The sequence below is a fragment of the Bacillus benzoevorans genome (genome assembly GCF_014207535.1).
GTDB classification, from domain to species: Bacteria; Bacillota; Bacilli; order Bacillales; family Cytobacillaceae; genus Bacillus_BD; species Bacillus_BD benzoevorans.
This window is the reverse complement of the sequence record NZ_JACHGK010000011.1, coordinates 65,929-91,729: the sequence shown is the minus strand read 5'-3', so window position 1 is coordinate 91,729 and position 25,801 is coordinate 65,929. Positions and strand designations below refer to the sequence as shown.

Annotated in this window: 37 protein-coding genes and 1 riboswitch; of the genes, 29 read left to right on the top strand and 8 right to left on the bottom strand. The window is 38.4% G+C overall.

The window, feature by feature from the left end; translation table 11 throughout:
• Positions 1-45: 45 nt before the first annotated feature.
• The 11 genes from HNR53_RS15110 to HNR53_RS15060 all read left to right on the top strand — a co-directional run bounded on the left by HNR53_RS15110 (position 46) and on the right by HNR53_RS15060 (position 6,264).
• On the top strand, positions 46-645 hold the full coding sequence (locus HNR53_RS15110) for a hypothetical protein (protein WP_184527463.1): 600 nt from the start codon (positions 46-48) through the stop codon (positions 643-645).
• Between the two features lie 4 nt (positions 646-649).
• Positions 650-1,048 (top strand): hypothetical protein, encoded by a 399-nt coding sequence (locus HNR53_RS15105; protein ID WP_184527461.1) that lies wholly within the window; start codon positions 650-652, stop codon positions 1,046-1,048.
• Positions 1,048-1,194 carry a hypothetical protein gene (locus tag HNR53_RS15100; protein WP_184527460.1) on the top strand — a complete coding sequence of 49 codons (147 nt, stop codon included), beginning with the start codon at positions 1,048-1,050 and terminating at the stop codon, positions 1,192-1,194. The genes HNR53_RS15105 and HNR53_RS15100 overlap by 1 nt, the downstream gene beginning before the upstream one ends.
• Before the next feature lie 45 nt (positions 1,195-1,239).
• Positions 1,240-1,452: a hypothetical protein gene (locus HNR53_RS15095; RefSeq protein WP_184527459.1), complete on the top strand. Its 213-nt coding sequence runs from the start codon at positions 1,240-1,242 to the stop codon at positions 1,450-1,452.
• Complete coding sequence (locus HNR53_RS15090) at positions 1,453-2,823, top strand: hypothetical protein (protein WP_184527458.1); 1,371 nt, start codon at positions 1,453-1,455, stop codon at positions 2,821-2,823. It begins immediately after the preceding gene.
• Between the two features lie 315 nt (positions 2,824-3,138).
• Positions 3,139-4,209, top strand: a complete 1,071-nt coding sequence (locus HNR53_RS15085; RefSeq protein ID WP_184527457.1) for an RNA-directed DNA polymerase — start codon at positions 3,139-3,141, stop codon at positions 4,207-4,209.
• Positions 4,163-4,489, top strand: coding sequence for a hypothetical protein (locus HNR53_RS15080; RefSeq protein ID WP_184527456.1), 327 nt, complete (start codon positions 4,163-4,165; stop codon positions 4,487-4,489). Before HNR53_RS15085 ends, HNR53_RS15080 begins: the two co-directional genes overlap by 47 nt.
• Positions 4,490-4,500: 11 nt before the next feature.
• Positions 4,501-4,638, top strand: a complete 138-nt coding sequence (locus tag HNR53_RS15075; protein ID WP_184527664.1) for a hypothetical protein — start codon at positions 4,501-4,503, stop codon at positions 4,636-4,638.
• 237 nt (positions 4,639-4,875) lie between these two features.
• A complete protein-coding gene (locus HNR53_RS15070; RefSeq protein WP_184527454.1) occupies positions 4,876-5,190 on the top strand; it encodes a hypothetical protein in 315 nt (104 codons plus the stop codon).
• A 1-nt stretch (position 5,191) separates the two neighbouring features.
• Positions 5,192-5,428, top strand: a complete 237-nt coding sequence (locus HNR53_RS15065; RefSeq protein ID WP_184527453.1) for a phage holin — start codon at positions 5,192-5,194, stop codon at positions 5,426-5,428.
• Complete coding sequence (locus tag HNR53_RS15060) at positions 5,428-6,264, top strand: N-acetylmuramoyl-L-alanine amidase (RefSeq protein WP_184527452.1); 837 nt, start codon at positions 5,428-5,430, stop codon at positions 6,262-6,264. Before HNR53_RS15065 ends, HNR53_RS15060 begins: the two co-directional genes overlap by 1 nt.
• Before the next feature lie 90 nt (positions 6,265-6,354).
• Here HNR53_RS15060 and HNR53_RS15055 read toward each other — a convergent pair whose 3' ends face one another.
• The 4 genes from HNR53_RS15055 to HNR53_RS15040 all read right to left on the bottom strand — a co-directional run bounded on the left by HNR53_RS15055 (position 6,355) and on the right by HNR53_RS15040 (position 8,564).
• A complete protein-coding gene (locus HNR53_RS15055; protein WP_184527451.1) occupies positions 6,355-7,281 on the bottom strand; it encodes a hypothetical protein in 927 nt (308 codons plus the stop codon).
• A complete protein-coding gene (locus HNR53_RS15050) occupies positions 7,281-7,790 on the bottom strand; it encodes a Panacea domain-containing protein (protein WP_184527450.1) in 510 nt (169 codons plus the stop codon). The genes HNR53_RS15055 and HNR53_RS15050 overlap by 1 nt, the downstream gene beginning before the upstream one ends.
• 236 nt (positions 7,791-8,026) lie before the next feature.
• The gene (locus HNR53_RS15045; RefSeq protein WP_184527449.1) at positions 8,027-8,245 is read right to left on the bottom strand and encodes a hypothetical protein; all 219 of its coding nucleotides are present in this window, start codon (positions 8,243-8,245) and stop codon (positions 8,027-8,029) included.
• A 115-nt stretch (positions 8,246-8,360) separates the two neighbouring features.
• Positions 8,361-8,564: a hypothetical protein gene (locus HNR53_RS15040; RefSeq protein WP_184527448.1), complete on the bottom strand. Its 204-nt coding sequence runs from the start codon at positions 8,562-8,564 to the stop codon at positions 8,361-8,363.
• 124 nt (positions 8,565-8,688) lie between these two features.
• Between HNR53_RS15040 and HNR53_RS23465 the strand changes: the two genes are divergently transcribed.
• The gene (locus HNR53_RS23465; RefSeq protein WP_184527447.1) at positions 8,689-9,528 is read left to right on the top strand and encodes an S-layer homology domain-containing protein; all 840 of its coding nucleotides are present in this window, start codon (positions 8,689-8,691) and stop codon (positions 9,526-9,528) included.
• A 42-nt stretch (positions 9,529-9,570) separates the two neighbouring features.
• Here HNR53_RS23465 and HNR53_RS15030 read toward each other — a convergent pair whose 3' ends face one another.
• Positions 9,571-9,831, bottom strand: coding sequence for a hypothetical protein (locus HNR53_RS15030; protein ID WP_184527445.1), 261 nt, complete (start codon positions 9,829-9,831; stop codon positions 9,571-9,573).
• Positions 9,832-9,932: 101 nt separating this feature from the next.
• On the opposite strand from HNR53_RS15030, the gene HNR53_RS15025 reads away from it, so the two are divergent.
• Both HNR53_RS15025 and HNR53_RS15020 read left to right on the top strand, forming a co-directional pair.
• Positions 9,933-10,154: a WYL domain-containing protein gene (locus tag HNR53_RS15025; RefSeq protein ID WP_184527443.1), complete on the top strand. Its 222-nt coding sequence runs from the start codon at positions 9,933-9,935 to the stop codon at positions 10,152-10,154.
• Positions 10,147-10,371: a LexA family protein gene (locus HNR53_RS15020; RefSeq protein WP_184527441.1), complete on the top strand. Its 225-nt coding sequence runs from the start codon at positions 10,147-10,149 to the stop codon at positions 10,369-10,371. The genes HNR53_RS15025 and HNR53_RS15020 overlap by 8 nt, the downstream gene beginning before the upstream one ends.
• Positions 10,372-10,390: 19 nt before the next feature.
• Here the strand turns inward: HNR53_RS15020 and HNR53_RS15015 are convergent, their stop codons facing one another.
• Positions 10,391-10,585 carry a helix-turn-helix domain-containing protein gene (locus HNR53_RS15015; protein WP_184527439.1) on the bottom strand — a complete coding sequence of 65 codons (195 nt, stop codon included), beginning with the start codon at positions 10,583-10,585 and terminating at the stop codon, positions 10,391-10,393.
• A gap of 234 nt (positions 10,586-10,819) precedes the next feature.
• Between HNR53_RS15015 and HNR53_RS15010 the strand changes: the two genes are divergently transcribed.
• The 9 genes from HNR53_RS15010 (at position 10,820) to dapF (ending at position 18,071) form a co-directional block, all read left to right on the top strand.
• Positions 10,820-12,091 carry an FtsK/SpoIIIE domain-containing protein gene (locus tag HNR53_RS15010; RefSeq protein ID WP_184527437.1) on the top strand — a complete coding sequence of 424 codons (1,272 nt, stop codon included), beginning with the start codon at positions 10,820-10,822 and terminating at the stop codon, positions 12,089-12,091.
• Positions 12,015-12,599, top strand: coding sequence for a replication-relaxation family protein (locus HNR53_RS15005; RefSeq protein WP_184527435.1), 585 nt, complete (start codon positions 12,015-12,017; stop codon positions 12,597-12,599). The genes HNR53_RS15010 and HNR53_RS15005 overlap by 77 nt, the downstream gene beginning before the upstream one ends.
• A gap of 11 nt (positions 12,600-12,610) precedes the next feature.
• The gene (locus HNR53_RS15000; RefSeq protein ID WP_184527433.1) at positions 12,611-12,835 is read left to right on the top strand and encodes a hypothetical protein; all 225 of its coding nucleotides are present in this window, start codon (positions 12,611-12,613) and stop codon (positions 12,833-12,835) included.
• A 5-nt stretch (positions 12,836-12,840) separates the two neighbouring features.
• Positions 12,841-13,230, top strand: coding sequence for a hypothetical protein (locus tag HNR53_RS14995; protein WP_184527431.1), 390 nt, complete (start codon positions 12,841-12,843; stop codon positions 13,228-13,230).
• 206 nt (positions 13,231-13,436) lie between these two features.
• A riboswitch (FMN riboswitch) is annotated at positions 13,437-13,584 on the top strand.
• Positions 13,585-13,842: 258 nt separating this feature from the next.
• Entirely contained in the window at positions 13,843-14,493 is a 651-nt protein-coding gene (gene ribE / locus HNR53_RS14990; protein WP_184527429.1) for a riboflavin synthase, read from the top strand.
• Between the two features lie 101 nt (positions 14,494-14,594).
• Positions 14,595-15,791 (top strand): bifunctional 3,4-dihydroxy-2-butanone-4-phosphate synthase/GTP cyclohydrolase II, encoded by a 1,197-nt coding sequence (locus HNR53_RS14985; RefSeq protein ID WP_184527427.1) that lies wholly within the window; start codon positions 14,595-14,597, stop codon positions 15,789-15,791.
• Positions 15,792-15,901: 110 nt separating this feature from the next.
• Entirely contained in the window at positions 15,902-16,366 is a 465-nt protein-coding gene (gene ribH / locus HNR53_RS14980) for a 6,7-dimethyl-8-ribityllumazine synthase (RefSeq protein ID WP_184527425.1), read from the top strand.
• A gap of 150 nt (positions 16,367-16,516) precedes the next feature.
• Complete coding sequence (locus HNR53_RS14975) at positions 16,517-17,002, top strand: YuxH family protein (protein WP_184527423.1); 486 nt, start codon at positions 16,517-16,519, stop codon at positions 17,000-17,002.
• A gap of 85 nt (positions 17,003-17,087) precedes the next feature.
• Positions 17,088-18,071, top strand: coding sequence for a diaminopimelate epimerase (gene dapF, locus HNR53_RS14970; RefSeq protein ID WP_184527421.1), 984 nt, complete (start codon positions 17,088-17,090; stop codon positions 18,069-18,071).
• Positions 18,072-18,147: 76 nt separating this feature from the next.
• Here the strand turns inward: dapF and ligD are convergent, their stop codons facing one another.
• Entirely contained in the window at positions 18,148-20,001 is a 1,854-nt protein-coding gene (gene ligD, locus HNR53_RS14965) for a DNA ligase D (RefSeq protein ID WP_184527419.1), read from the bottom strand.
• Between the two features lie 110 nt (positions 20,002-20,111).
• Between ligD and ku the strand changes: the two genes are divergently transcribed.
• The 6 genes from ku (at position 20,112) to HNR53_RS14935 (ending at position 25,349) form a co-directional block, all read left to right on the top strand.
• Positions 20,112-20,954, top strand: a complete 843-nt coding sequence (ku, locus tag HNR53_RS14960; RefSeq protein ID WP_184527417.1) for a non-homologous end joining protein Ku — start codon at positions 20,112-20,114, stop codon at positions 20,952-20,954.
• Between the two features lie 547 nt (positions 20,955-21,501).
• Positions 21,502-22,368 (top strand): bifunctional 5,10-methylenetetrahydrofolate dehydrogenase/5,10-methenyltetrahydrofolate cyclohydrolase, encoded by an 867-nt coding sequence (locus HNR53_RS14955; RefSeq protein ID WP_184527415.1) that lies wholly within the window; start codon positions 21,502-21,504, stop codon positions 22,366-22,368.
• 256 nt (positions 22,369-22,624) lie between these two features.
• Positions 22,625-22,825 (top strand): cold-shock protein, encoded by a 201-nt coding sequence (locus HNR53_RS14950; RefSeq protein WP_184527413.1) that lies wholly within the window; start codon positions 22,625-22,627, stop codon positions 22,823-22,825.
• A 225-nt stretch (positions 22,826-23,050) separates the two neighbouring features.
• On the top strand, positions 23,051-24,505 hold the full coding sequence (cshA, locus tag HNR53_RS14945) for a degradosome RNA helicase CshA (RefSeq protein ID WP_246439593.1): 1,455 nt from the start codon (positions 23,051-23,053) through the stop codon (positions 24,503-24,505).
• 111 nt (positions 24,506-24,616) lie between these two features.
• Positions 24,617-24,817 carry a cold-shock protein gene (locus tag HNR53_RS14940; RefSeq protein ID WP_184527411.1) on the top strand — a complete coding sequence of 67 codons (201 nt, stop codon included), beginning with the start codon at positions 24,617-24,619 and terminating at the stop codon, positions 24,815-24,817.
• Positions 24,818-24,941: 124 nt separating this feature from the next.
• Positions 24,942-25,349, top strand: coding sequence for a cytosolic protein (locus HNR53_RS14935; RefSeq protein WP_184527654.1), 408 nt, complete (start codon positions 24,942-24,944; stop codon positions 25,347-25,349).
• A 35-nt stretch (positions 25,350-25,384) separates the two neighbouring features.
• On the opposite strand, the gene HNR53_RS14930 is transcribed toward HNR53_RS14935, so the two are convergent.
• Positions 25,385-25,678, bottom strand: a complete 294-nt coding sequence (locus HNR53_RS14930; protein ID WP_343065340.1) for a DUF6509 family protein — start codon at positions 25,676-25,678, stop codon at positions 25,385-25,387.
• Positions 25,679-25,801 lie beyond the last annotated feature (123 nt).

The following is a 25,801-nucleotide window of genomic DNA, read 5'->3' as shown; positions in this document are numbered from 1 at the left end:
AGCGGGGGAGAACCATATGAGCACCCACAAACGCATCCAGACACGATGATAACACTAACAGATACGAATGGAAATTTTGAATCTGAAACACTTGATGGTGCATTAGAAGAGCTTTTTGCTGGTGTCGGTGATGGGAAAAATTTATTGGAGGCGGCCATTACCGACAAAGGCGGAACAGTCTCAAAATCTGGTGTGATTGCCACGTTTGCCGAATTAGAATCTGGCATTCAGTCTATTAGTGGCGAGCAGCAATCCGGAATGTTGTACGCTTCCGGTACTGCTTTTAGCTCAGCAAAGGGTAGTGGTAACTTTTATACAGGAAGTGGCACAACACACGCTAGTGTAGCTTATAAAATATCTGTAAACGGATTGGCCTTTAAACCGAGAATCATTAGATACAGAAAGACAACTCAGCAAATTCAGCAAGGTTACGACCTTATATGGTCAGAGTTTGGCGATAACGTCATTGGTGATTATAACTATTTGCTGGGATATGCTACATCATCTGAGTTAAAAGTAGCCGTGCAGAATAACACGACTGGCGAAAAATACCAAACAGACTCCATCCCATATGTAGATAACACCAGCTTCGTTATGCCTGCTGATGTGAGTGGAATTAATTATGAATGGGAAGTATGGGGGTGATAGTGTGGAAGTAGGCAGAAAAATTTATTATGACTTAGCGACCGGAAATGTTCTGCTTGATACAGGAGAGCGCCAGGGCGCAGTTGTTCCGACAACAGTTGACCAAGATATAGCAGTATACACCGTTTTATCCGAACGGAATCGAGAAACTTTTGATGTAATTGAACTGGCATACGGACAATTCGCCCAAGACTTTGCATCGTGTTCTGGATACAGGGTCAATCCAGAAACCAAAACACTTGAATATTCATATCCTGATCCTGGTGTTCCAGAAGCAGAACCAGTGTTTCAAGCTCCATTATCAGAGCAGGTCAACGACTTAAAACAAAAATTAGATATACAAGATGCGGTCATAGAAGATTTGATGTTTAATATTATCCCAAGTTTAACAGGAGGAATGTAATGATGGCTATGTATATCGCGCTGAAAATCATGGACGGAAGTCAGGATTACGAGTATGTGTTTGGCATTTCTTTGTACAAGCGTTACCAGGATGATGTGGACGCAATCTTAGTCGCTGAAGGGAAACAAAGCCTAATCAAACGTTAACACCTGTGAAGGTGTTTTTATTTTGATTAAAAAGGAGTGAATCACATGGTGGATATTAATAAACATGCGGCAAAGACCGGCAGGATGATTAAAGAGGACGGGACCATAGTTAATATTGCGGACAAGTTTTCTATGGAGTTGTACGGCCTGTCTACCGATACCAAGCCGACAACGGGATTAATCGTCGGAACGACATTTTTTGAGATCGACACAACAAACGTTTATATGTGGGATGGGTCAACTTGGAGGGGAATCTAAATGGATGCTGTTTCTTATGTTCTTAGCAAAAAATACACAGACGAACAAATAGCCATCTCATCCGGAAAGGGTGATATTTATGGCATTTATTGGGACAAAGGAAGCTCTCCTACTCTAACCCGTACAGGAGATGCGATCGGCAAAATAGCGAATGTCGGGACAGACGGACAATTTGTTCAAAATGACTTCGATAAAGCACAGATTTATCGCGAAATTGGCCAGGTAACGGATGATTATGGAAATGTGTTTACCCGTATTCCTAAATTTTATATCCGCAAGAAAAGCGGTCCAGGATTTTATTCAAAAGAAATTTCGAAATTTAAATATCCCGGATTTTATCTGCCGTGGTGCTTCTGGGATTTCGTCAACAGTAAAGAACTGGAATATGTAGACATTGGCTCATATAAAGCGAGTCTTAGCGGAGACGGAAAGCTCGAATCGAAGCCGGATAAATATCCGCTAGTCATCAAAACTATCGTGGACATGCGCAACTACGCAAGAGCGAATAATGTTGACGGGCGCAAAGGATATCAACAACTAGACATCCACGCGGTAGATATACTGCACGCATTATTTCACATCGAGTTTGCAACATTAAATTCACAGGCAGTAATGGCTGGTTTTACATCTGGTCAATATAACGCTGCTCATACCGCAACAATTGCAGAAAGCAATGCAAACAGGATCATAGTAGCAAACGCCACTGCTGATCAATACAAAGTCGGTCAAGCCATCAGTTTGGGAACGTCATTAGGCGGAAATCAAATTGCATATGGTCGTACTATAACAGGGATCACCGTGTATGATACAAACAATAAAGCGATTGCGTTTGATGGCGCACCTGTGAACATCGCAGTTGGAAATATAGTTTATAACACCGGTTGGAAAAATGGATTTAGCCGGAACATTGCGGCATCATCCGGAAGTATCGTCAGCAATACAGACGGAAAATATCCTTTTGTTTACCGCGGAATTGAATCGCTGTATGGTGATGTTTGGCAGTTTGTCGACGGTGTTAACGTTAATGAATTTCAAACTTGGATTTGTAAAAATGCAGCGCAATATGCCAGCAATGTGTTTACTAGTCCATATGAAAAATTGGGATATATTAACGCTAATGCAAACGGATATCCAACAGCGCTTGGGTTCGATCCGAACTATCCGTTTGCTCAGTTTCCAACAGCTGTAGGTGGAGGCGCATCTACTTATTACTCAGATTACTACTGGCAAGCAACCGGGCAACGCATTGCCCATGTTGGTGGGTACTGGAGCAATGGCGCTACGGATGGCGTTTGGTGCTGGGGTCTCCACTATTCCTCGTCGGATGCTAGCGTGGTTATCGGCGGGCGTCTGCTTAAAAAAGCCTCTTAGGGAGGTTTGGAGGGGATACCCCTCCAAGGTCTTTATATTTTGATATAATAAAGAAATAGGGTTATAGAGTGCGCGCTTGCCCATGTTGGTGGGAACTGGAACAATGGCGCTAATGATGGCGTTTGGTACTGGAATCTCAACAATTCCTCGTCGAATGCTAACGTGAAAATCGGCGGGCAGACTCTTATTAGATTCATTGCAATACTTGCACTCTATAATCCTTAGCCCTTGCTAAAAATACAGCCGTAAAGAGCATAGTTTAGTAGGTTCATTCTCGAAAAACTGTGAGGCTAATAAGATGAAAGAAGGATACTCTTGAAACGCATCGGATATATCTACGAGAAGATTTATGACAAAAACAATATCATTCACGCGATGTTCAAGGCTTCCCTTGGCAAAAGGAAGCAAAATAGAGTCAAAAAAATATTGGACAACGCTGATTATTATGCTTCAAAAATACAGGAAATGCTTGTGAATAAGACTTTTGTTCCGTCAAATCCCGATATAAAAGTAATCCAAGATGGTGCAAATAAGAAAGAGCGTACTATCTATAAGCCAAAATTTTATCCAGACCAAATTGTCCATTGGTCACTTATGCTGCAGCTGGAGCCAATAATGATGCGTGGAATGTATGCTTATTCCTGCGGAAGCGTCCCAAAACGCGGCACAAGTCTTGGTCAAAAGATGGTTCGGCAATGGCTAGATAAGGACAAAAGGAACACAAAATATTGTTTAAAGATGGATATTAAAAAGTTTTATCCGTCCATCAATAACGAGATATTAAAGAAGTCTTTTAAAAGAAAAATCAAAGATAAAGACTGCCAGTGGTTAATCAATACAATCATTGATGCAGAAGATGGTTTACCGATCGGTTATTATACAAGTCAGTGGTTTGCTAATTTTGTGCTGGAACCGTTAGATCATTTCATCAAAGAAAAATTGCGAGTTAAATACTACGTCCGTTATGTAGACGATCTCGTTCTTTTTGGTCCGAATAAAAAGAAACTTCATAAGGTCCGTGTGGAATTAGAGAATTTTCTCAACAAAATGAAGTTGACTTTAAAAGGGAACTGGCAGGTGTTTAGAATAGATAAAAGAGATATTGATTTTCTCGGTTTCCGTTTCTTCCGGAACAAAACCATTCTCAGAAAAAGTAATGCCCTCAGAATCAGGAGAAGAGTAAAGAAAATCGCTAAGAAACCATATATGAGCGAAAGCGATGCATCTGCTGTCATCTCGTATTGGGGATGGATTAAACGGAGCGACAGCTATAGTTTTTATCACAAGCACGTTAAACCATATGTAACCATAGATAAAGCAAGAAAGGTGGTAAGCTATTATGCCAAAGTACGGAATCATCCAGAATGGGGAATTGGTATTAAGTGATGTTCAATCGGATGGTTACAAACCTATCGTCTACTCGGATATCCCTGAATTTGACCAAGTTTCACAATACATTCAGCAGGGCAATACGACTGAACTTAACGATCACATCGAAGTCGGGTATGAAATAAAAGAATTAGAGGTTCAAGACGAATCTACACAAGAGCCTGCAAGCGGAGAATTCATTGAATATTCTCCGCGCAACGAGCAACGCGCCCAAGATATGACGATTGAACGAGTTTCGCTATTAGAAGATGTTGTGTTAACACTAATGATGGAATAGGAGATTAGGAGATGAATGATATGTATGGATTCCTTTGCAACATGTATGTTATGGGTAAAATTGATGAAGCTTATTTAACTGTCCAAGTTGAAAAAGGTCGTATTACAGAAGAAGAAAAAGATATGATTTTGGCGACTCCACAAATTTAAGGAAGAAGGATTAAATTGAGCTATACATCTGGTTTATGTTTCGAGTTATTAAAATTAATTGAACATCAATCAGAGTTAATCGCTAAACTAACATCTGAGAACATCGAAAAAGAGAATCTAATTAACTCTATGTTGATTGAGAAAAGTGATTTGTCTAATTAATAAAAGAGGGCCTGAAAACGACTCTCTTTTTTGCATCCTAGAATCGGCAGAATTACTTCAGATTGGGGTGGGAAAATGACAATTGAATTAGGGGTATTATTATCGGTCATGGCGGTTGTGATTGCTTATCAAGGGTATCAATTGAATAAGCAAAAAAGCCTAACCGATAAGGAGAAGGATGTAAAAAACGACACAAAAGAAGATGCAAAAGAGAGCGCTGAATTAAAGGCACAATTAAGTTATATCAGTAAGGGTGTCGATGATATTAGAATTGATATTAAAACGAATGAGCGCCAAATGGTGTTGTTTGGCGAACGGTTAGCCAGAAACGAGGAATCAACGAAGAGTGCACATAAAAGGATTGATACATTGGAAAAGGAGGCAAATTAAAATGAAAATCAACTGGAAATTACGTGTGCAAAGCTATCCATTCTGGGTAGCTGTTTTTGGTTTAATCGGCTTAATTGTTACTCACTATCTTGGTTTTGATGCAGGAGAGTATCAGCTGCTCATTGATGCGATACTTGGTGTTATGATTGCTGGCGGCTTAGTGGCAGACCCTACGACAAAGGGAATGTCAGATAGTAAGCAGGCTATGGGATATGACAAGCCAAGAGGTGATAAGTAATGGCGGCGCGTGAAATCGAACTACACCCTGGTCACTGGTACAATATCGGTTCTGGGGCAAACGGCATTTTAAACGAAGTCACAGAAGCACGAAAAGTCACGAAACGAGTTTACGAGATTTTACAATCATCCGGTGTTCCGTCAACTTACTTTGAAGATAACACTTCAAGCAATCAAAATCAGAATTTAGGTACTCTCGTAAAGCATCACAATGCCGACCGTGATGGTCTCATCGTTTCCATTCACTTTAATGCTTCCGGAGGCACCCAAAACAAAGCTATTGGCACTGAGGTCCTTTACTATGACCAAAGGGACTTAGCTGAAAAGATTTCTAAGGCAATCAGTGATGCTACTGGCGGGGGCTTACTCAATCGAGGAGCAAAACAGAACAAAGGTTTAGCTGTTATGGCTCAGACTTATGAGCCAGCTGTATTAATCGAAATTTGCTTTGTAAACTCAACTGTAGATGCGGCTATTTACAGAAGGGACTTCGAAAAAATCTGTCAGGCAATCGCAAAGGAATTGGCTTCATACATCAATATAATGATTGAGCCAAAACAAGTGAATGCAGCTCAAGCAGAGCCGGAACGTGAGCCGCAAAAGGGGGAAGATGTGATGGCGGTCGCGATGGTAGATTTAATCGGCGAAAATAAGTTAGATGAATTAGCAAAAATTTATACAGAAGCAAGAGTGGAAGGTATTTTATCTTCTACTGATTGGGAAATTTTTGCTCATAATCGCAGCTTAACAATCGGACAAGCAATTTATTTAGCAACTGTTTTGGATCATCGTAGATATAAAAATTTACAAGCATTATTGAATCAATCGAATGAGTAGTTATCCGCAAAACAAAAGTTAATTCGCTCAGAATCACCATCACAAGCACAAAATAGCCCCTTACTCGTTTGAGTTTGGGGCTATTGTATATCATGCATCACTCTTCTTTCGAAACCAAATAGTTGAAGAAATAATAAATAATAATGATAAGAGAAATACTATAAGTAATTTAATCCAGGACTTCCAAGTATTAATAAGGTCGTTTATTAATGTACGATAATCAAGAAAATATTCGGTTACGCCTATCATAAAAATAAAAAGAATTATCATATAAATAATTACTATAGAAGGATGTTTTTGCACTAAATTACAGCTGCAACTTTCATTCGAATCACAATTGCAACTTCTAAGTTTTAGTCCCGTTAATTTGGAAAGTCCGTTTAATAATAAAAAAACTAAAAATATAATAGCCCCAATGGTAATACTTGAAAAAACCAACAGCTTTCCAGTTTGTACTTTTTCAATATTGCCAAGTATATTCTTTAATATTTCCAAACCACCAAATGCAGCAAAAATCACAGAACTAAAAATACCTAAAATTGATACGAAATCAGAAGTAATCTTCCTGGAGTGCTTTTCAATTTCATTTAATTTTTCTGATTGATTATCAGCTTGTAATCCAATATTACTTATTGCTGCAGTTGCTTCTGAAATCGCAGATTGAATCTCGTTTTTTGCAGCAACGTGTTCATTTGTAATTCTATTTAAATGATCTTCGATATATTTTTTTTGGGTAATTCCTAATCTAAGATGATCATATAATTTTTTGTAATTTTTTATAAATAGTGACTGATTGGTTTCAGCTAGTTCAATGATATACAAGAGATTTAGTTCCATAACCTCATTAGTTTCATCACCTTGGTTAAAAACCAGCTGACTAATTCTAAAATACTCATGACGAGAGTTTATAGAATAAAAATACTCAAGTTGATCGTAAATTTCCTTGTTAATTGAATTATCAACATGGAAATTATTCGATAACTTGAGTAGTTGTTCTTCAAAATTTACCTCTTCCATTACTTCACCTCAAAAGCAGAAGGATTATTCTTAAAGAAGTCTTTTAGTTCTGATTTGTCATAAGATAACCCATGAGTACCAGCATTTATTAATGCTTCATCTTTCTTCCATGGATAGTGATCATGAGTAGCTTGAACTAAAGTAAAAGGACTGTTAATAATGTATTCATCAACAATTTTTTCAATTTCCTTTTTATCCTTTTCTTCAATAGAATCGGGGTCAAAAGAGGTTAATGCAATGGTACCATCTGATTTAAATGTTAACCTCTTTGGAACGTAGCTTATATTACTTGATCCAAAAGTTTTATATTCATGGTACACTCTTTCAACAACTGGCCCCATTCTCCATTTTGAAATTGTATCATCAAAAAGATTTGAGTTGTTAACTAAATATTTTGCTTCAGAGAAGTAGAGGATTTTTTGCAATTGTAAATGAGTTATTTTTTTTCCGGTTGTGTTGCAGTATTGTACAATGTAATCTGCAACATCCAGTGCTTTATATGCACACATACAATTTACCTCCTAATAAATTTTTATGCTATGTTAAAAACTATACATTAAATAAATAAATTTCTCTACTTAAATATAATATTCGACAAAAAACAAAAATTTCCTACTTTATTTAAACTTATCGGAACTTTTTGAAATGATAACCCCTCAAAGAGGAGTTATCATTCTTATAAACACCCATGAAAATTACTAGGTCCTTGAAGTTAAAACATCCATACAAATGCAGAAATGTGCTATTATTCCTCTGCTTTAATAATCCAGCTCGATCCGCATTGAATTATTTCTCTACCCGGGAATTCCTTTTGTAATTGTTTCAGCATCTTTTTATCTGCAATTTCCTTTTCTACTTCCGCACGGTTAATTCTTTCGATTGCATCTGCAGGTGTTTCTCCAGCTGGTATAAATTTAAGTCCAGGTATGTAAATGAAATTTTGCTTATCCCCAGATTTTATCAATCATAGTACCTCCTTTTTGGGTAAATTATACTATAAACAATGTGCAACTAACTATGATAAAAGTCTCTATTTGATTATATAAAAAATATAGCCCTTTCTCTGTATGAGAGGGGGCTTACTTAAACAACTTTTTAATTAACTTAAAAATATCAAAAGTAGTACGGTTGTATACCTTGTTATAAGCATATTTCTTGGGATCTCTTAACCACCCATAACCTCTTGGCATTTTTATCCCTGCCCGATGGACAACTTGCCTTTTTATACTCATCCTTGCGGAAATACGTTTTTTAAAACTTGGTTTTCGCATTCCAAATTTCATTCGGAATCACCTCGCCTTTGTTTAAATATTACATCTTGCGACAAAAATATACAATATTTAAAAAAATCTGCTAAACTGATAAAGAAAAAAGATAGATTTTTACAAAAATGGGGAGGAATCTATAGTGAGAAAACTAATAGGTTTATTGGCATTAGTTTTGGTGTTTGGCTCATTTTCTCCAAACACTGGGAACGCAGCAGGATTTAACGATGTTTCAAGCGATTATATTTTTTATGATGAGGTAGTGTATTTATCGTCAAAAGGGTACATAACTGGTTATGGAGATAACACTTTTAAAACTGGTGATACAGTAACTCGTGCACAAGCCGCAATCATGATTGGTCGTGCGTTAGGATTAAACGGTGATCCAAGGGATACAAAATTTAGTGATGTTGTCGCAAATGTAACGGGATCAGGTTATATTGCTTCAGCCGTAGATAAAGGAATTATTAGTGGGTTCGCAGATGGAACATTCCGTCCTAATCAGCCGGTTACCCGTGGTCAGATGGCTATATTTTTAAATCGTGCCTTTACCCTGAATGCCGGAAACGTAAATAACTTTACCGATGTTTCGGCCAATATGGCATCCTATCAAGCTATCATAAACGTTGCCTCCAATGGTATCGCAGGTGGTTATACGGATGGTACTTATCGTCCTGATCAACACCTGAATCGCGGACAATTTTCCGCGTTTTTGGCGCGTACTTTAGAACCGTCTTTTAGAGTTGATCCGTTAGCTAAACCAGTCCCGGCACCGACGCCGCAACCATCGCCAGTACCAATACCAAATCCAGAACCGACACCTGATGTTAACTCCGGTACATATGTTATACCAGGAGCGCCAACATCATTCCAAAACTGCACAGCGATGCGAGAATATTATCCATCTGGCGTGCAAAGCAGTCACCCTGCATATGCATCCAAACACGATCGAGATAATGATGGATGGGCCTGCGAGCGATAATGGCATTAAGTAATTTTAGCCTCAAACTCAATGAGTTTGGGGCTAAAAAGGTAAAGTAATATCATATATTCGGCTATCTAGTTCCTTAACAAGATCCGTAATATCATTATCCCGGTTATAAGTGACCTTTGTAATTTTACTGATGTTATTTTCTCTTCTGATTTCATTAATCCACTTCAACGTTACTTCAGCCACAGTCCAATCCGGATCCTCTTTAAACTGCCAACTGTTCACGGGAAAGTTTCCCTTTCGTAAAATATCGCATTCCCATCCTATATAATTCACTTCGATATATATGTTCATCAACTTCACCCCATTCATATTATATACAAACAAACGTTCTAAAACAAGGTTGAAAACAAACTTATGTTCGCTTATAATATATTCAAAAGGAGGAGAGAGGCATGCAAAATTTATTAAAGCGATCACTGGATGAATCTTTTCCTGTTGAAATCATTTATCAAAGTAAAGGGAATGAGTTTTCCAAACGTAGAATTTTAGTTAAAGCGATAAACGAAACATACTTGAAAGCTTATTGTTATAAAAAGAAGCAAGCTCGCATTTTTAAAATAGAATCGATTTTGGCTGTAGCTACAATCAAAGAAAAGAGGGAACAATATGCATAATATATTAACTAAAAAACAAAGAGAAGTATTAGAGATTATCGAAAATCTTATGAATGCAAAAGGGTTTGCGCCTACTGTTAGAGAAATTCGAGATGCTGTTCATTTAGCTTCGGTTTCGACTGTCTATACTCACATGGAAAAACTGAAAGAAAAAGGCTATATCACCTGGGAACCATCCCAACCAAGAACATTACGCATATTAAAAACCGCCTCATGATCGGGGTGGTTTATTAATTTTATTCCTTCGCCCATATTTCCCTCATATCCATGTCCAATTCTTCGCAGATTCTATATAGTACCGGGAACGATGGCAACGACTTACCGTTTTTAATCGCACTTAATGCAGCCGCACTTATACCGAGCTTTTCTGCAAATTCTCCTTGTCTAATATCTTTTTCCGCAAATATTACTTTTAATCTGCATTTATACATCTAATCCACCTCAAATAATATATTCTTAACTACTTCGTTAAGTCCTGCTTATTTTTTTATAGGGGACAAGATATATTGACCAAGCAATAAAGAATATTCTTTATCAAATACCTTCACAGCAACGAAAAAGGAATATTCCGAACCGCGAGATTTCAATAGTTTTTGTGTGTAAAGAACATTCTTTACTGTAGCAACTATTTACTACGTAAATACCAAAGGAGAGTGGCGTATTTAATGATATTTGAAATTGGATCCACAATAATCATGGGTGCATTAGGCGGATATGCTTATCTGAAAACAAATGGTCCTGCAGCCAACGATGCCGATAAAATACAGCGCATTTTTACTAATTCAGGGCTAATTGTCCGGGAAAACGGTAAAACGGAAACAATACATCTGCAAAGGAAACGAAAATTCGAGGGAGGCACAGAATACATTTACCAGCTGCCTCTTGGTTTATCTTCAAAAGAAGTTATTGACAAAAGACATGTACTGGAAGATGGGTTAAATGTCCGTTCCAAAATAATTGATATTAACCTTTCTGATTTAAGAGCTATAAAGTTTGATAAAACAATAGTTCAACAGATACAGAATTTATTTAACGGTAAGCGAATCAAAAAGGAAATCGAAATCGAATTTGACGGGATGATGAAAATCAAGGTTTATAACAGTCCATTAATAAAAGATTTCCCTTGGAATGAATCTTTTATTACTAAGGATTGGAAGGTTCCTGTTGGGCGATCAAGGGATAAATTAATTTTTCATGACTTCGATTCCAATTACTTTATGATCGTTGCGGGTGCCGCTGGGTTTGGCAAGTCGCAATTTTTAAAAATGGTGATTACCACCCTCATTTTGCAACAACCGGAAAACATTCACTTCCATTTAATTGACCTGAAGGGCGGTTTATCCTTCTCCCGTTTCAAGAAACTAAAGCAAGTTTCTAATTTTGGTAAAGACCGAAAAGATGCGATAACTATCTTGGAAGAAGTACAGAACATCATGAATCATCGCCATGAATATTTAGAAGAAAATGGCTTTGAAGATGTGAAAGAAGCCAATATGAAGGACCGGCATTTTATCGTCATCGATGAGGCGGCTGACTTAACGGATGAATGCCAAAATATTGTGGAGGATATTGCCCGGCGCGGTCGAGCATGTGGTCTGAGAATGCTTTATGCGACTCAATACCCGACAAATGAAACACTGCGTTCACAGGTGCGTCAGAACGCTTTAGCAAGGGTATGTTTTAAGCTGAAAACTAATATTGCTAGCCGTGCGGTTCTGGATGAGGGAGGGGCGGAAGAGTTGCCGGAGATACCAGGGCGAGCCATCTATCAAACGGTATCCAACACCATTGTTCAAACACCCTATATGAGTAATAAAAAAATAAATGAATGGACGATGCGTTTTGTAAGGGAGGATAAAGATGAAAAAAGTAGCAGCCAAACAACAAAGAATCGAAAACATACTCTTGTCCTTGAAGAAACAGAGCTATTTGACTAGGAAGCAGATCCAGACCATACACCGTTTGGGCGGGGACCGGAATGCCAACCGCATTTTAAACGATATGAGCGAATACTTACACTCTTTCCGTCATGGCATGGAAAAGGTTTATTATCTCTCGAAATCTGGTCGGGAAAGGATAAAATGTGAAATTGTCAGAAAGAAAACACCGCAAATACAGCATTTTCTTTTAAGAAATCAGTTATGGATCTATTTAAAATGTCCATCGTCATGGAAAAATGAAATGAAAATCATGGCAGACGATGTCTCTATCGTTAGTGATGCTATGTTTTATCACGGGAAAATACCTGTATTTGTCGAAGTGGACGTATCACAGCCGATCGTTAAAAATAAAGCCAAAATTGATAAATATCGCAGATTAAAGGAGATATCCAAACAAGATTTTGTCTTGATATGGGTAACGGAATTAGAAAGCAGACGGGCGCGCTTAAATGCTTTATGCGGCGGATTAAAAAGCCGAGTCTATACGTTGAAGGAAATAAATTAGGAGGGCGCTAAATGGATACTTTTCTCGAGCACTTTAATCGTTTTTCTGATGCCGTTGTTGGATGGGAAATAGAACAAGTAACCAAATTGCTATTATCTACACTAGAATTAATCCTCTTCAACCTCGATTTATTTCTTCCCTTATTAGGTTTAGTGGGATTATATTTTTTCAAGCCAACAAGACCGTTTGTGGTCAGTGCGGTAGCCGTCGGGATATTATTTTACCTGAAAGGATGATCGGCATGTATACCGAAACAATAAAATACAATGATTTTATGTCCGGTGATTACAAAATCAAGACCGGTGATAAGAAATTATCTCAGGTAATAAGAAGAATCGGCATATCCATCACCATGCCCCTTGTTTTCGCCAAGCCTGTTTTAGCAGCTGAGGCGGTTCCTGCAGCGACAAAGGATAGTATTATCCACGCTTTCGATCCTTTGATTGATTTGATGATTAGTTTGGCGCTTCCTATTGCTGGGGTGATGATTACAGGAGGGGCTTTGCTCATTTTGATTGGGCAGAAGGAAAAAGGCTTTACGCTCATACTTAACAGCGCACTTGGTTACTGTCTGGTACAGCTTTGTCCGTTGTTTCTTACTTTATTAGAGCAAGTAGGCAAAGCTATTTGATTATGATAAAATGAAATGGTCCTGGAGCAGTGCGTTGATAAAAAAGAACTAACTAATGTATATTGGTTAGTTCTTTTTTATGTTGACGATTCGTTGACGAAATTGGTCAACAACCTTCATTTTCAATCCAATTCAATCCGATTCAAAAAAATAAATCCTTGACAGAACTAGGGTTTGTCCGAGATAATTGAAATTAATTAAATAAGACAATCCTTCGGGGCTGGGTGTAATTCCCAACCGGCGGTGATGAGGTGATCGAGCCTCTTAGTCCGTGACCCGGTTTCATATTTGAAAACGGTGGATTTGGTGAAATTCCAAAACCGACAGTTAAAGTCTGGATGGGAGAAGGATACGGATAGCACGTTAACAAATGGAACTGTTCTAACGTTTATTAAGTATTGTTTCTTTTAGCCCTGTACACTCTAATGGTACAGGGCTTTTTGGATCATATTGACTTGTCTATCCAAAGCAAAAGGACAAGTTTAATTGTTAATAATCTTTCCACTTCCTAAGAATATCTTTCCTTTTCCCTGCCAAAATTCCCCGGCAATAAGTTACCGAAATATCCCAATATTTCATAATGAATAATAGATAGAGGAGGAATGCCGCTTCATGTTTACCGGAATTGTAGAAGAATTAGGTGTAATAAAAAGAATTCAAGCAAAAGGTCATACGCTAGTGCTCAGGATACAAGCAGAAAAAATCATGCAGGATTTGCATGAAGGGGACAGTATTGCTGTCAATGGCGTTTGTTTAACGGTTACTAGCTTCAGCAAAGATTATTTTGAGGCCGATGCGATGCCGGAAACCTTTAAAAATACCTCCCTTTCTACGCTTAAAGAAGGTTCGAAAGTGAATTTAGAAAGAGCGATGGCGGCTAATGGCAGGTTTGGCGGTCATTTTGTTTCCGGACATGTAGATGGAGTCGGAAAAATCCGTAAAAAAACGCGGGTTGAAAATGCTATTTTAATTGATGTAGATATTCCGGATATGTATGCCAATTTTGTCCTAGAAAAGGGTTCTATTGCGATTGACGGAACATCCTTAACCATTTTCAGAACAACAAATGATTCAGTAACAGTTTCATTAATTCCCCACACGGCGAAAGAAACGGTCATTGGCTTAAAAGCAGAGGGAGAAATCGTTAATCTTGAATTTGACATGATGGCTAAATATTTTTATTCATTTATGCAAAAACAGCAGTCAGAGCGGAAACCAAAAGGCATGACCGCAGACTTTTTACGGGAAAATGGGTTTTATTAAAAGATGTTGTTGGGATCGTATTTTTATTAAAACATTCAAGTGTTTTTGGAGCGAGAAAGAAATACTACATAGTAAAAATACTTTTTCAGGAGGAGAAGGAATTGTTTAATACCATTGAAGAAGCCATCGAAGATTTGAAGGCGGGCAAGGTAATCATTGTCGTGGATGATGAAGACCGGGAAAATGAAGGGGATTTTGTGGCATTAGGCCAATATGTAACACCACAAGTAATCAATTTTATGGCTAAAGAAGGAAGGGGTCTTATTTGTACACCGATTGCTGAAGAAGTGGCCGAGCGGTTTAATTTGCATCCAATGGTCGCGAATAATACGGATGCCAAAGAGACTGCTTTCACTGTTACGATTGATCATAAGAATACAACGACCGGGATTAGTGCTTTCGAACGGTCATTTACAATAGAAAAATTATTGGATCCTGGAAGCTCTGCAGCAGATTTTACCCGCCCAGGTCATGTTTTCCCATTAATCGCTAAAAATGGTGGTGTATTACGCAGAGCAGGACATACAGAGGCAGCTGTTGATTTTGCTCGTCTTGCCGGTGCCGCACCAATCGGTATTATTTGTGAAATTATGAATGAAGATGGTACAATGGCCCGTCTGGACAGCTTAAAAGTGGTGGCCGAAAAATTTGCTTTGAAATTGGTTTCGATTGAGCAGTTAATTGAATACCGTCTTGCCAACCATGATACAAATGTAAGACAGGAAGTTGAAGTACAGCTGCCAACGGCCTTTGGTGATTTCAGGGCTGTCGGCTACACAAGTCTGCTCGATGGGAAAGAACATGTTGCGTTAATCAAAGGGGAATGGAACGAGGATGAGCCCGTCTTACTTCGTGTTCACTCCGAATGCCTCACAGGTGATGCCTTCGGTTCAAAAAGATGTGATTGCGGACCACAGCTGATTTCCGCTCTAACGCAAATTGAAAAGGAAGGTAAAGGAATCCTTTTATATATGCGCCAGGAAGGCCGGGGAATTGGCCTGATTAATAAATTAAAGGCCTATAAGCTTCAAGAAGAAGGCTATGATACCGTTGAAGCAAACCATAAATTAGGATTTGCCGCGGATCTTCGTGATTATGGCATCGGAGCCCAAATTCTAAGGGATTTAGGTGTGAAAAAAATCAGGCTGTTAACCAATAATCCGCGAAAAATTGCCGGCTTAAAGGGCTATGGACTGGAATTAGTAGAACGGGTTCCGATTCAAATGCCTACTGAAAAGGAAAACGAGCAATATTTGCGCACGAAAAAGGAAAAATTAGGTCATCTGCTGACACTGTAAGTGATTCATTCAAACAGGTTTTCCCACTTTAAAAAGTGACAGTATAGAGTATTACAGGAAACTGCATAAGGGTATGCACTATTTTAGAAGAGAAAAAGGAGAGACATAGGATGAAAAAAGTAATTGAAGGACATTTAATTGGAACGGGTTTAAAAATTGCCATAGTGGTTGCACGTTTTAATGAATTTATCAATTCAAAATTATTAGGCGGTGCCGAAGATGGACTCAAGCGCCATGGAGTAGTGGAAGATAATATTACCGTCTATTGGGTACCAGGTGCATTTGAAATTCCGCTGACTGCACAAAAACTGGCTGAAAAGAAAGAATATGATGCCGTCATTACCCTGGGTTCTGTCATAAGAGGGGCAACACCGCACTTTGATTATGTCAGCAGTGAAGTAGCGAAAGGAGTCGCTGCTGCCGGAATGCAGACAGGTGTACCCATTATCTTTGGCGTTTTAACAACCGATAGCATTGAACAAGCGATTGAACGTGCCGGTACGAAGGCTGGAAATAAAGGCTATGATGCTGCAGTCACAGCCATTGAATTAGCTAATCTGTACAAAGAATTATAATATTACATGAGTAAGAGGATTTCTTTCACAGGAATCCTCTTTTTAATTTTCTCTTATTTTCAAACATATTTCGACAAGTTCAGTAAGATTCATGAAGTACAATAAATTTAAACATCGGACGTGTTATAGGAAGAGAAAGAGGTTATCAATATGTTTGGAGTCGACGTTATTCGAAACTGGGTACAGCTATTAACAGCAAGAGTACCGCTGGATAAACAGAATTTGATTCTGCCGGAAAAAATTATCCGCTTAACCTTGACGAGAGCAAAACTATGTGAATCAATTGCCAATCAAATAGACAGTGATAGAAAAAAGGCGTTTTATTTAGCGGGAATTTTCTCATCATTAAATGAGTTTTTTGCAGGACCCATGGAAGATATCATGAAGGAGCTTGCTTTAACGGAGGATATCTATGCTGCTTTAATAGTCCAGGAAAACTCTATCAAAGAAGTATTAGCTTTAGTCGAAGCGGTTGAAAAGGCCAAATGGGAAGAAATACATGAAATCTGCCAAAAGCTGAATATCCGGGAAAGATGTCTGTTTAAAATGTATGCAGAATCAATTAATTGGACCGCAAAAATACAGCAGTCTGAACAGGATTCTCTTTTGGAAAAAAGTCCATTATTATGGTCATAAATAGACCATTATTTTTTACCTGATTGTTTAAAATGTGGTACATTAAATACGATACAGTTAAGGCTAACAATCGGGGGTAGAACAAGTGAATGTGGATGTAATTAAATGCCATGGATCAGGAAATGACTTTTTATTAATAGATGAAATGGATACAGGTTCAAGATTTACAGAAGAAGAGAGAGCACAGTTGGCATTGTCTCTCTGTCATCGGGATACTGCGCTTGGAGCAGATGGAATATTATACGTCTTACCAAGTGATTCCGCTCATGCAAGAATGCGTGTATTTAATGCGGATGGGTCAGAGGCGTCCATGTGCGGGAACGGTCTGCGCTGTGTAGCGCGCTTTGTCTGTGAAAAACTAGGCAAAGATGAAGCGGTCGTTGAAACAATGAAAGCGGATCTTCAAGTGAAAAAGCAGGAGGATATTTATCCGGAAATTCCAACTTATTTGGTTGAGATATCACCGGTTTCTTTCCGCTTAGCGGATCTTCCTCTTCAGTTGGAACAGGAAAAGCTGCAAAATGAACCTATTCATGATTTATCTGAAACTTTAAACTTTACGGCGTTGGCGGTACCAAATCCGCATATTGTCACGATTGTTGACTCAGATGTGATTCATTCTAATGTGCAAAAAAATCTGAGTGAATACGTCAACGGACCAAATCCGCTTTTTCCGGATGGTGTCAATGTCAGCTTTGTTAAACTTCTGACAGAAGGTGCCATATATGTCCGCACTTTTGAACGTGGTGTTGGATTTACAAATGCCTGTGGAACAGCCATGTCGGCATCAAGTCTTGTGACTTGTTTGAACGGGTTTAATGAAATGGAACAGACGATTGAAGTATATAACAATGGCGGGAAAGTTCGCTGTGTTGTACATAAAAAAGGTGACGGCTTCTGGATTGCCTTAATCGGAAATGCAACGTATGTATATAAAACTGCCGTTGAAATTGATGAAAACGATTATAATCAATTCTCTGTATTGAATAAAAGTACTTACGATGCAGAAACAGTGCAATATGAAAAACTACAAAAAACTGTTCAAGAATTTTTAGCAAAATATATGTAAGAGACAAACCGGTTGCGGGAACTCTGGCATTAGCCGGAAACAAGCTGGCAGTATGTCCGGAGCCTCCCGTGTTGTTTTATTTCTTCAGAAATTGCAGAACCTGATCGAAGTTCTGCTCTTTTTTTGCCGCAAAAAAGGAAGCAAATGGATCACCTTTTTTTTGAATTCTATCCAACATGACAGGAATTTGAAACGTTTCCATTGTTAATCCCTCCTGTACCTCCTCCCAATATAAAGGTGTTGCAGCGGTCGCTTTAGGATTACCTCGCGGTGAATAAGGAGCAATGATCGTTTTTCCTTCTGCATGCTGAACGTAATCAACATAGAGACGATTATTCCGCTTTTTTTTCATCCTTTCAACCGTAAATGCATCGGGAGCTTTTGCTACTAGATATTCTGCAATAAAGGATGTAAATAATCTTGTATCGTCATAAGTATAACGATTATCAGGGAGCGGGATATAGATTTGCAGTCCCTTATTTCCTGATGTTTTCACAAAGCTTGTCAAGGATAGGCTGTCAAGTACTTTCTTTATGATGAGTGCTGCTTTTATGGCTAATGAAAAGTCCTCTCGTGAAGGAGGATCTAAATCGAATACAATTTCACCAGGACCATGCTGATGAATGGTATGGAAGGGAATATGAAATTCAAAAGCTAATTGGTTGCCAAGCCAGATGAATGTTTCCGCATTATTGCAAAGGATATACTGAATTCCTTCGGTCTCTTTACTTTGAACAAATTCAGGAGCATAATCAGGGCAGTTTTTTTGATAAAAAGGCTCGCCAAATATCCCATGCGGATAACGAATGACTGTTAATAATCGATCCTTTAAGAATGGTGCTATATAAGGGTATATGTTTTGTAAATACTCAATAAACAACCTCTTATCAATCGGAGGAGTTTCCCATAATGGTTTCTCAGGGTGGGTAATTTCAATCTGTGCTGTTTGGTTTTTTCGGGATTTTTTTACTTTCTTTTTAACGTTAGCAGCGGGCAGAAGGCATTGGTCTGCAGGATGGTCTGTGAACGATTGCAGACTAGGCTGCCTTAATGTTTTTCCTTCAGGCCATTCAATATAATTAACCTTCACTGTGATTTCCGGTGCGAGCCATTGCACACCCTTGATCCGCTCAGGATCATTGATAAATGGTTTTTCTTCGATTTTTAAAGGGGCAATTCTCTCTGTCAGCCCCTTCCAATCAGTTCGTGTTAATTTCCCCGTGCCGCAATGACCGATATACCATAGTTTCCCGTGCTTGTCAAAAAGGCCCAGAAGTACCGAATTAACGATGCCGGAACGAAATGTAACACCGGCGATAACGGCAATGACATCCTGATAATTTTTGACTTTCCTCCATGAATTATTTTTACCGTCAATGATATAAGGACTGGTCAGATTTTTGCAGACGATTCCTTCTAAACCATGACTTTCTACGACAGACCAAAGGGCATTTCCATCAGACTCGGAAGGAACCAGCTGAATTTGGGGAGTGGGGACGACACAATTTTTGAGAATCTCTAATCGTTCAGAAAGCGGTTTGTCATGCAGCCATTTTCCGTTGTAAAATAGAATGTCAAAAATCATATAGTAAATTGGCACATCCTCCTTTACAAGTTTCACTCGCTCCATTTTCCGTAATCCATCCCGGCGCATCACTTCATGGAAAGAAGGGTTTCCTTTTTCATCAAGCGCAATCACTTCACCGTCCAAAATGGCTGATTGTCCGTTAAAATAATCGGTAATGGCCGTTATTTCAGGATAATGAAGGGTTCTTTCATTTATTTTCCGGTTGTACAGTTTAACTTCTTTGCCGTCAAAATAAGTTAGCACCCGCACTCCATCCCACTTAATTTGGAAAACCCATGCATCATTTTCCGGGATTTCAGTCACACTGACTGGCTCAAAGGGAATAATTGGCTCTAATTTCATCGTTCAAACACCTTTTTCGTTTTACTCAAGATACATTATTTTCAACGAATATGATGGGGTTTTATACATAAATTAAGATTAAATTGCTAGGAGAAATGGAGACATATCAAATGCATACAATTTGGAAGGGAAGTATCAGTTTTGGCTTAGTCAATATTCCCATTAAGCTGCATTCGGCTGTAGAGGATAAGGATATTAAATTACGAACACTCCATAAAGAGTGTCATTCACCGATCAAATATGAAAAAGTATGTCCAGTCTGTAATGTTGAAGTAAAACCTGAGCAGATTGTAAAAGCCTATGAATATACAAAGGGAAAGTTCGTCGTACTTGATGAGGATGAACTTGAAAAGCTAAGAAAAGATAAGGAAGAAAAGGCAGTGGAAATTATCGATTTTGTCAAAATAGAAGAAATTGATCCGATCTATTATGACCGCAGTTATTTTATGTCTCCTGGTGATAATGGGGCGAAAGCTTATTCTTTATTAAGAAAAGCCCTTTCAGAAGCCGGGAAGGCGGGGCTGGCCAAGATTATGATTCGCTCAAAGGAGCAGATGGCTGTTATCCGTGTGTATGAAAATACACTTGTAATGGAAACGATTCATTTCCCAGATGAAGTCCGATCCGCGCTGGATGTCCCGAATGTACCGGAGGAAAATAAAATTACGAAAAAGGAACTCGATACGGCTATTCTTTTAATTGATCAGCTGACGACTGAATTTGAGCCGGAAAAATATACAGATGAATATCGGTCAGCTTTAATGGAATTAATTGAAGCAAAACGAAGCGGACAGGAAGTCGTAACAGCTGCACAAAAAGAGGTAAAAGCCAATGTTACTGATTTAATGGCAGCATTACAGGCATCCATTGATCAAACAAAACCAAAAAATGAAACGACTGCGACTGCAAAAAAACGCACGCCGGCTAAACGAAAACTGAAAAAAGAAGCTTAATTTGTTCATGAATGATATGTAAGGACTGTCTTAAAAGGACAGTCCTATTTGACAAATGTAAGGAACAGAGATATCCTTTTGAAAGGACATAAATAAAAATAAGAGTTAAGACAAAAAGATAAATTTAAGATTTTTCAGATAGTTGCACTTCTCCCTGCAGCTAAAAGTGTGTAATATCACCTTCCAATACTACTTCTTTTTGAAAAGTAATCTACGTTTGAATTAATACTTCAGTCTGCAAAATCTCAATTCCTTCATTTACCCTTATTATTATGAAAGAACCTGATTCTCACAGGCGCGGCCTAGGAGCCGTATAGATGGAAGAGAGGCAGGGCTTCTATTGTTTTAGGTTTTACAATGATTTTTATAAAAGTATTCATAAATTTTTGAAGATGTCCGCAGAAAATAACTAGTATTAACTGGTTATTTTTTTTGGCTTTATTCTTACTATTTTTGGGGATTTTGGTAAAAAACGAACAATATGGTATTTTTTATTGAAATTATATGTGTTATGATTGTTGTATTGTCAATTATTGGAGGTTTATTCATGGAAAATCAATTAATTCTTAATGGAACAACGGTAGCAAACGATGTCAAAGAAAAATTAAAGGTCAGAGTGGAACAATTGCTTCAATCTGGACTTGTCCCTTGTCTAGCGACGATTCTTGTCGGTGATGATCCTTCTTCTGAAACCTATGTAAGAATGAAGGGGAATGCATGTAAAAAACTTGGAATCGAATCAAAACGGATCCACCTGCCTGAAGAAACAACGACAGAGGAGCTTTTAGCGGTTATCCATTCTTTAAACGAAGACCGGTCCGTTCATGGAATCCTGCTGCAGCATCCTGTACCGAAACAAATTGATGAACGTAAATGCTTTGAAGCGATTGATATAGAAAAGGACGTTGATGGTGTGACCAGTCTTGGTTATGGTCAAACAGCTTTAGGATTTGGCATGTATCCGTCCTGTACACCAGCTGCTATTATCACCATTATGGATTACTACGGCATTGACGCTAAAGGAAAACATGTGGTAGTAGTCGGAAGAAGTCCAATCCTTGGAAAACCTGTGTCTGCACTGCTATTAAACAGAAATGCAACGGTCACAACCTGCCATTCTTATACGCATAATTTACCGGAGATCGTCGCTCTGGCTGATATTGTTGTAGCAGCTGTAGGAAAACCTAATTTTATTCAGGGGGAATGGTTAAAAGAAGGCGCAGTAGTTCTCGATGCAGGTTATAATAAAGGAAATATCGGCGATGTTGACTATGAAGCCTGTTTGAAAAAAGCATCCGCTATTACCCCAGTTCCCGGCGGAGTGGGTCCTGTAACCATTTCTATGCTGTTAAAGCATACGACCGAGGCAGCAGAAAAAGGATTAAAGCTCCGTAACGAGAAAGTTAGCCAATAAATATTTCACCTATCCCGGCTATATATGTCATATAATGCTAACTTTAATTTAACTATAATCGTTTGACAAAAGCACTCATAACGATTATAGTAAGACTAACGCTAATAAGTTCGGTATATATATTTTGGATAAGTTGTCGTAGTTGAAAAAAACTGTGAGCGATGTTTATTCCTACAGTTTATATAGCTGCGATTTTTCTATGGGTAAATATTTATATGTAAAACTTAAAGTGAAAAACAATTTCGGAGGTATACTCATGAATACAGGTAAAGTTAAATGGTTTAATGCAGAAAAAGGATTTGGATTTATCGAATCTTCACAAGGTCAAGACGTTTTTGTTCACTTTTCAGCAATTCAAACTGAAGGATTCAAAACTTTAGAAGAAGGCCAAGACGTTTCTTTTGACATCGTAGAAGGAAACCGCGGACCACAAGCTGCAAACGTAGTAAAAGCTTAATAGCTTCTGGTAAAAGGTGATGCATGTTTCCTTTCGTGCATCACCTTTTTCGTGTGGAAATGGATGTATGCCGCTTCACCAATATACCTATGTATGAAAAATAGATGTTCATGAATGTATACCGTATTTCCGCAAAAATATAATAGATTGATGAAAAAAAGCAGAGGTAAATGGCAAACCTATATAGGAACATTGGATTTGTCATTTTAAGGAGGAAAAATAATTTTGATCACTTTTTCAGATTTCGGCTTAAGCAAAGAGCTTGAACAAGCCGTTAATAATATGGGTTTTGAAGAACCAACACCTATTCAAGCACAAGCTATTCCTATTGCATTAAATGGGAAGGACATGATCGGACAGGCTCAAACAGGGACAGGAAAAACAACAGCCTTTGGTGTGCCACTGCTTGAAAAAATAAATATAGATGAAGGGCTTCAAGGACTTGTTGTCTGCCCTACCCGTGAACTAGCTGTTCAAGTAGCGGAAGAATTAAACCGTATTGGCCAGGTAAAAGGGATTCGTACACTGCCAATATACGGCGGACAGGATATTGGCCGTCAAATCCGTGCCCTTAAAAATAGACCACAGGTCATTGCGGCAACACCAGGTCGGTTGATTGATCATATAGAAAGAAAAACAGTACGTCTTGGCTCGGTTAAAATGGTTGTATTAGATGAAGCAGATGAAATGCTCAATATGGGTTTTATTGAGGATATTGAAAAAATCCTCGCTGAAATGCCGAAGGAAAAACAGACGATGTTATTTTCGGCCACCATGCCAAAGCGAATTCAATCGTTGGCAGAACGTTTTATGGTTGAGCCGGAACTTGTCAAAATTAAAGCAAAAGAAATGACGGTTACCAATATCGAGCAGCATTATATTGAAGCGCATGAAAAACAAAAGTTTGATGTTTTGTGCAGCCTGCTGGATATTCAAACACCTGAGCTTGCGATTGTTTTCGGACGGACGAAAAAACGTGTTGATGAAGTGGTTGATGGATTAATCAAAAGAGGCTATTCTGCAGAAGGCATTCATGGAGATATTCCGCAAGCAAAGCGGGACCAAGTGATTCGCCGATTTAAAGAGCAATCCATTGATATTATGGTGGCAACGGATGTGGCAGCCCGCGGTCTAGATATTAGCGGTGTATCACATGTATACAATTTTGATATCCCTCAGGATCCGGAAAGCTATGTACACCGTATCGGACGTACCGGCAGGGCTGGAAAGAAAGGGAAGGCTATCACATTTGTCACTCCAAGAGAAATTGATCATTTGAAAATTATTGAAAATGTCACGAAAAAGAAAATGACAAAAATGCCAATCCCTTCAATGCATGATGTATTGGCAGGAAATCAGCAGGCAGCCATTAATCAGCTGATGGAAACAATTGAAGCTAATGAATATCAAGAATATAAACGCCTCGCGGAAAATCTGCTTGAAGATACGGATTCGGTAACTCTTCTGGCGGCTGCTCTGAAATTAATTACAAAAGAGCCTGATGCAACACCTGTCAAAATAACTGCGGTTGAGCCTTTACGGTCTAAGAAGCCAAAATTCGAGTTTGATCGAAAACGACGCAATGACCGTGGCGGTGGCGGACGTAATGACAGAAGTAGATCACGTGATCGCGATCGTCGAAGAGGCAAAGGCCGCCAAAACAGCGAAAAAAATCGCTAAAAAATAAAAAAATATCGAAAATACATTATAAAATCCGCTAATATTACCCATATTAATAAAGACAGAACATCGTTCTGTATTATTCGTGATGAGATTTAGGAGGAAATTGTAATGGCAACAGGTAAAGTAAAATGGTTTAATGCTGAGAAAGGGTTTGGCTTTATTGAAGTAGAAGGTGGAGATGATGTATTTGTCCACTACTCAGCAATTAAAACGGAGGGTTTCAAAACTCTTGATGAAGGACAGGAAGTTAGCTTTGATATAGAGGAAGGCCAGCGCGGCCCGCAAGCTGTAAATGTTGAGAAACTTTAATGGTTTTGGAAAAAAGCCCGGTTATGCCGGGCTTTTTTTGCGGTTATGATACGCAGACTTGAAAGAGCAGTTATTCCAAATTTGACTATGTATAAAATGAATAAAGGTACAGGAGGTCCAAATGATGAAATCATTTACCGTACAGTTTCACCATGAAGATAATACCGATGCGATGCGAGTGCAGAAGTTAAGCGAAGAGGATTTTAACCGGGTAACGGAAGGCGGCACGAGACATTTATTCGAATTGGATACGAATATCGGCTTTTTTATTTTTTTTGATGCTGAAGACAGTGAGGGAAATGAATCCTATTTAGTGCTGCAATATGAAGAGGAGAATGAGGATCCATCCTCTTGCTTTGGTTTTGAATTAAAAGATTTTTACCAATTTTGTGCACTTCACTTAAACGACCTTGAATTCCAGGACGAAGCAGAGGAGGGGGAAGAAGTGGAGGAGGAAGGATACAGTCCAATCCATCATTTAGCCCATCTTCTCTATCATATTGTGGAGGAAGGAAAAGAAATCGAAGGGTGAAGAAAAGCGGGGCACGAAAATGCCCCGCATGTTTTTTATTCCTCTGCGTCTTGATAATGTTCGCGGCAGAATTCACCGACAAGCTTTTCTTCTTCATCCTCTAAAGCGAATTCTAAATATTTATTTTCTAAGCTGTCAAAGAAATGGTAATTTATTATTTTTGTTTGTTTTTCATCAACAAAGTAAAGCACTTTTAATTGTAGTCCATTTTCATTGTATAGCTCATCGTCTTCCGATACCTCGATATTTAACATGAACTCATAACGATGTCCTGATAAAATACCAGTTGGATCTTTAATTTCTTCTACTGTATACTCCGTAATATTCACGATTGTTTTACATCCCTTTCAAAAAGAAAACTCACTAGCCATTATACAACAGATATCATTCCAAGAAATGATTTTTCTCATACAACGGTATAGTATTATAATAGAAATAATGAATCGTGTAAA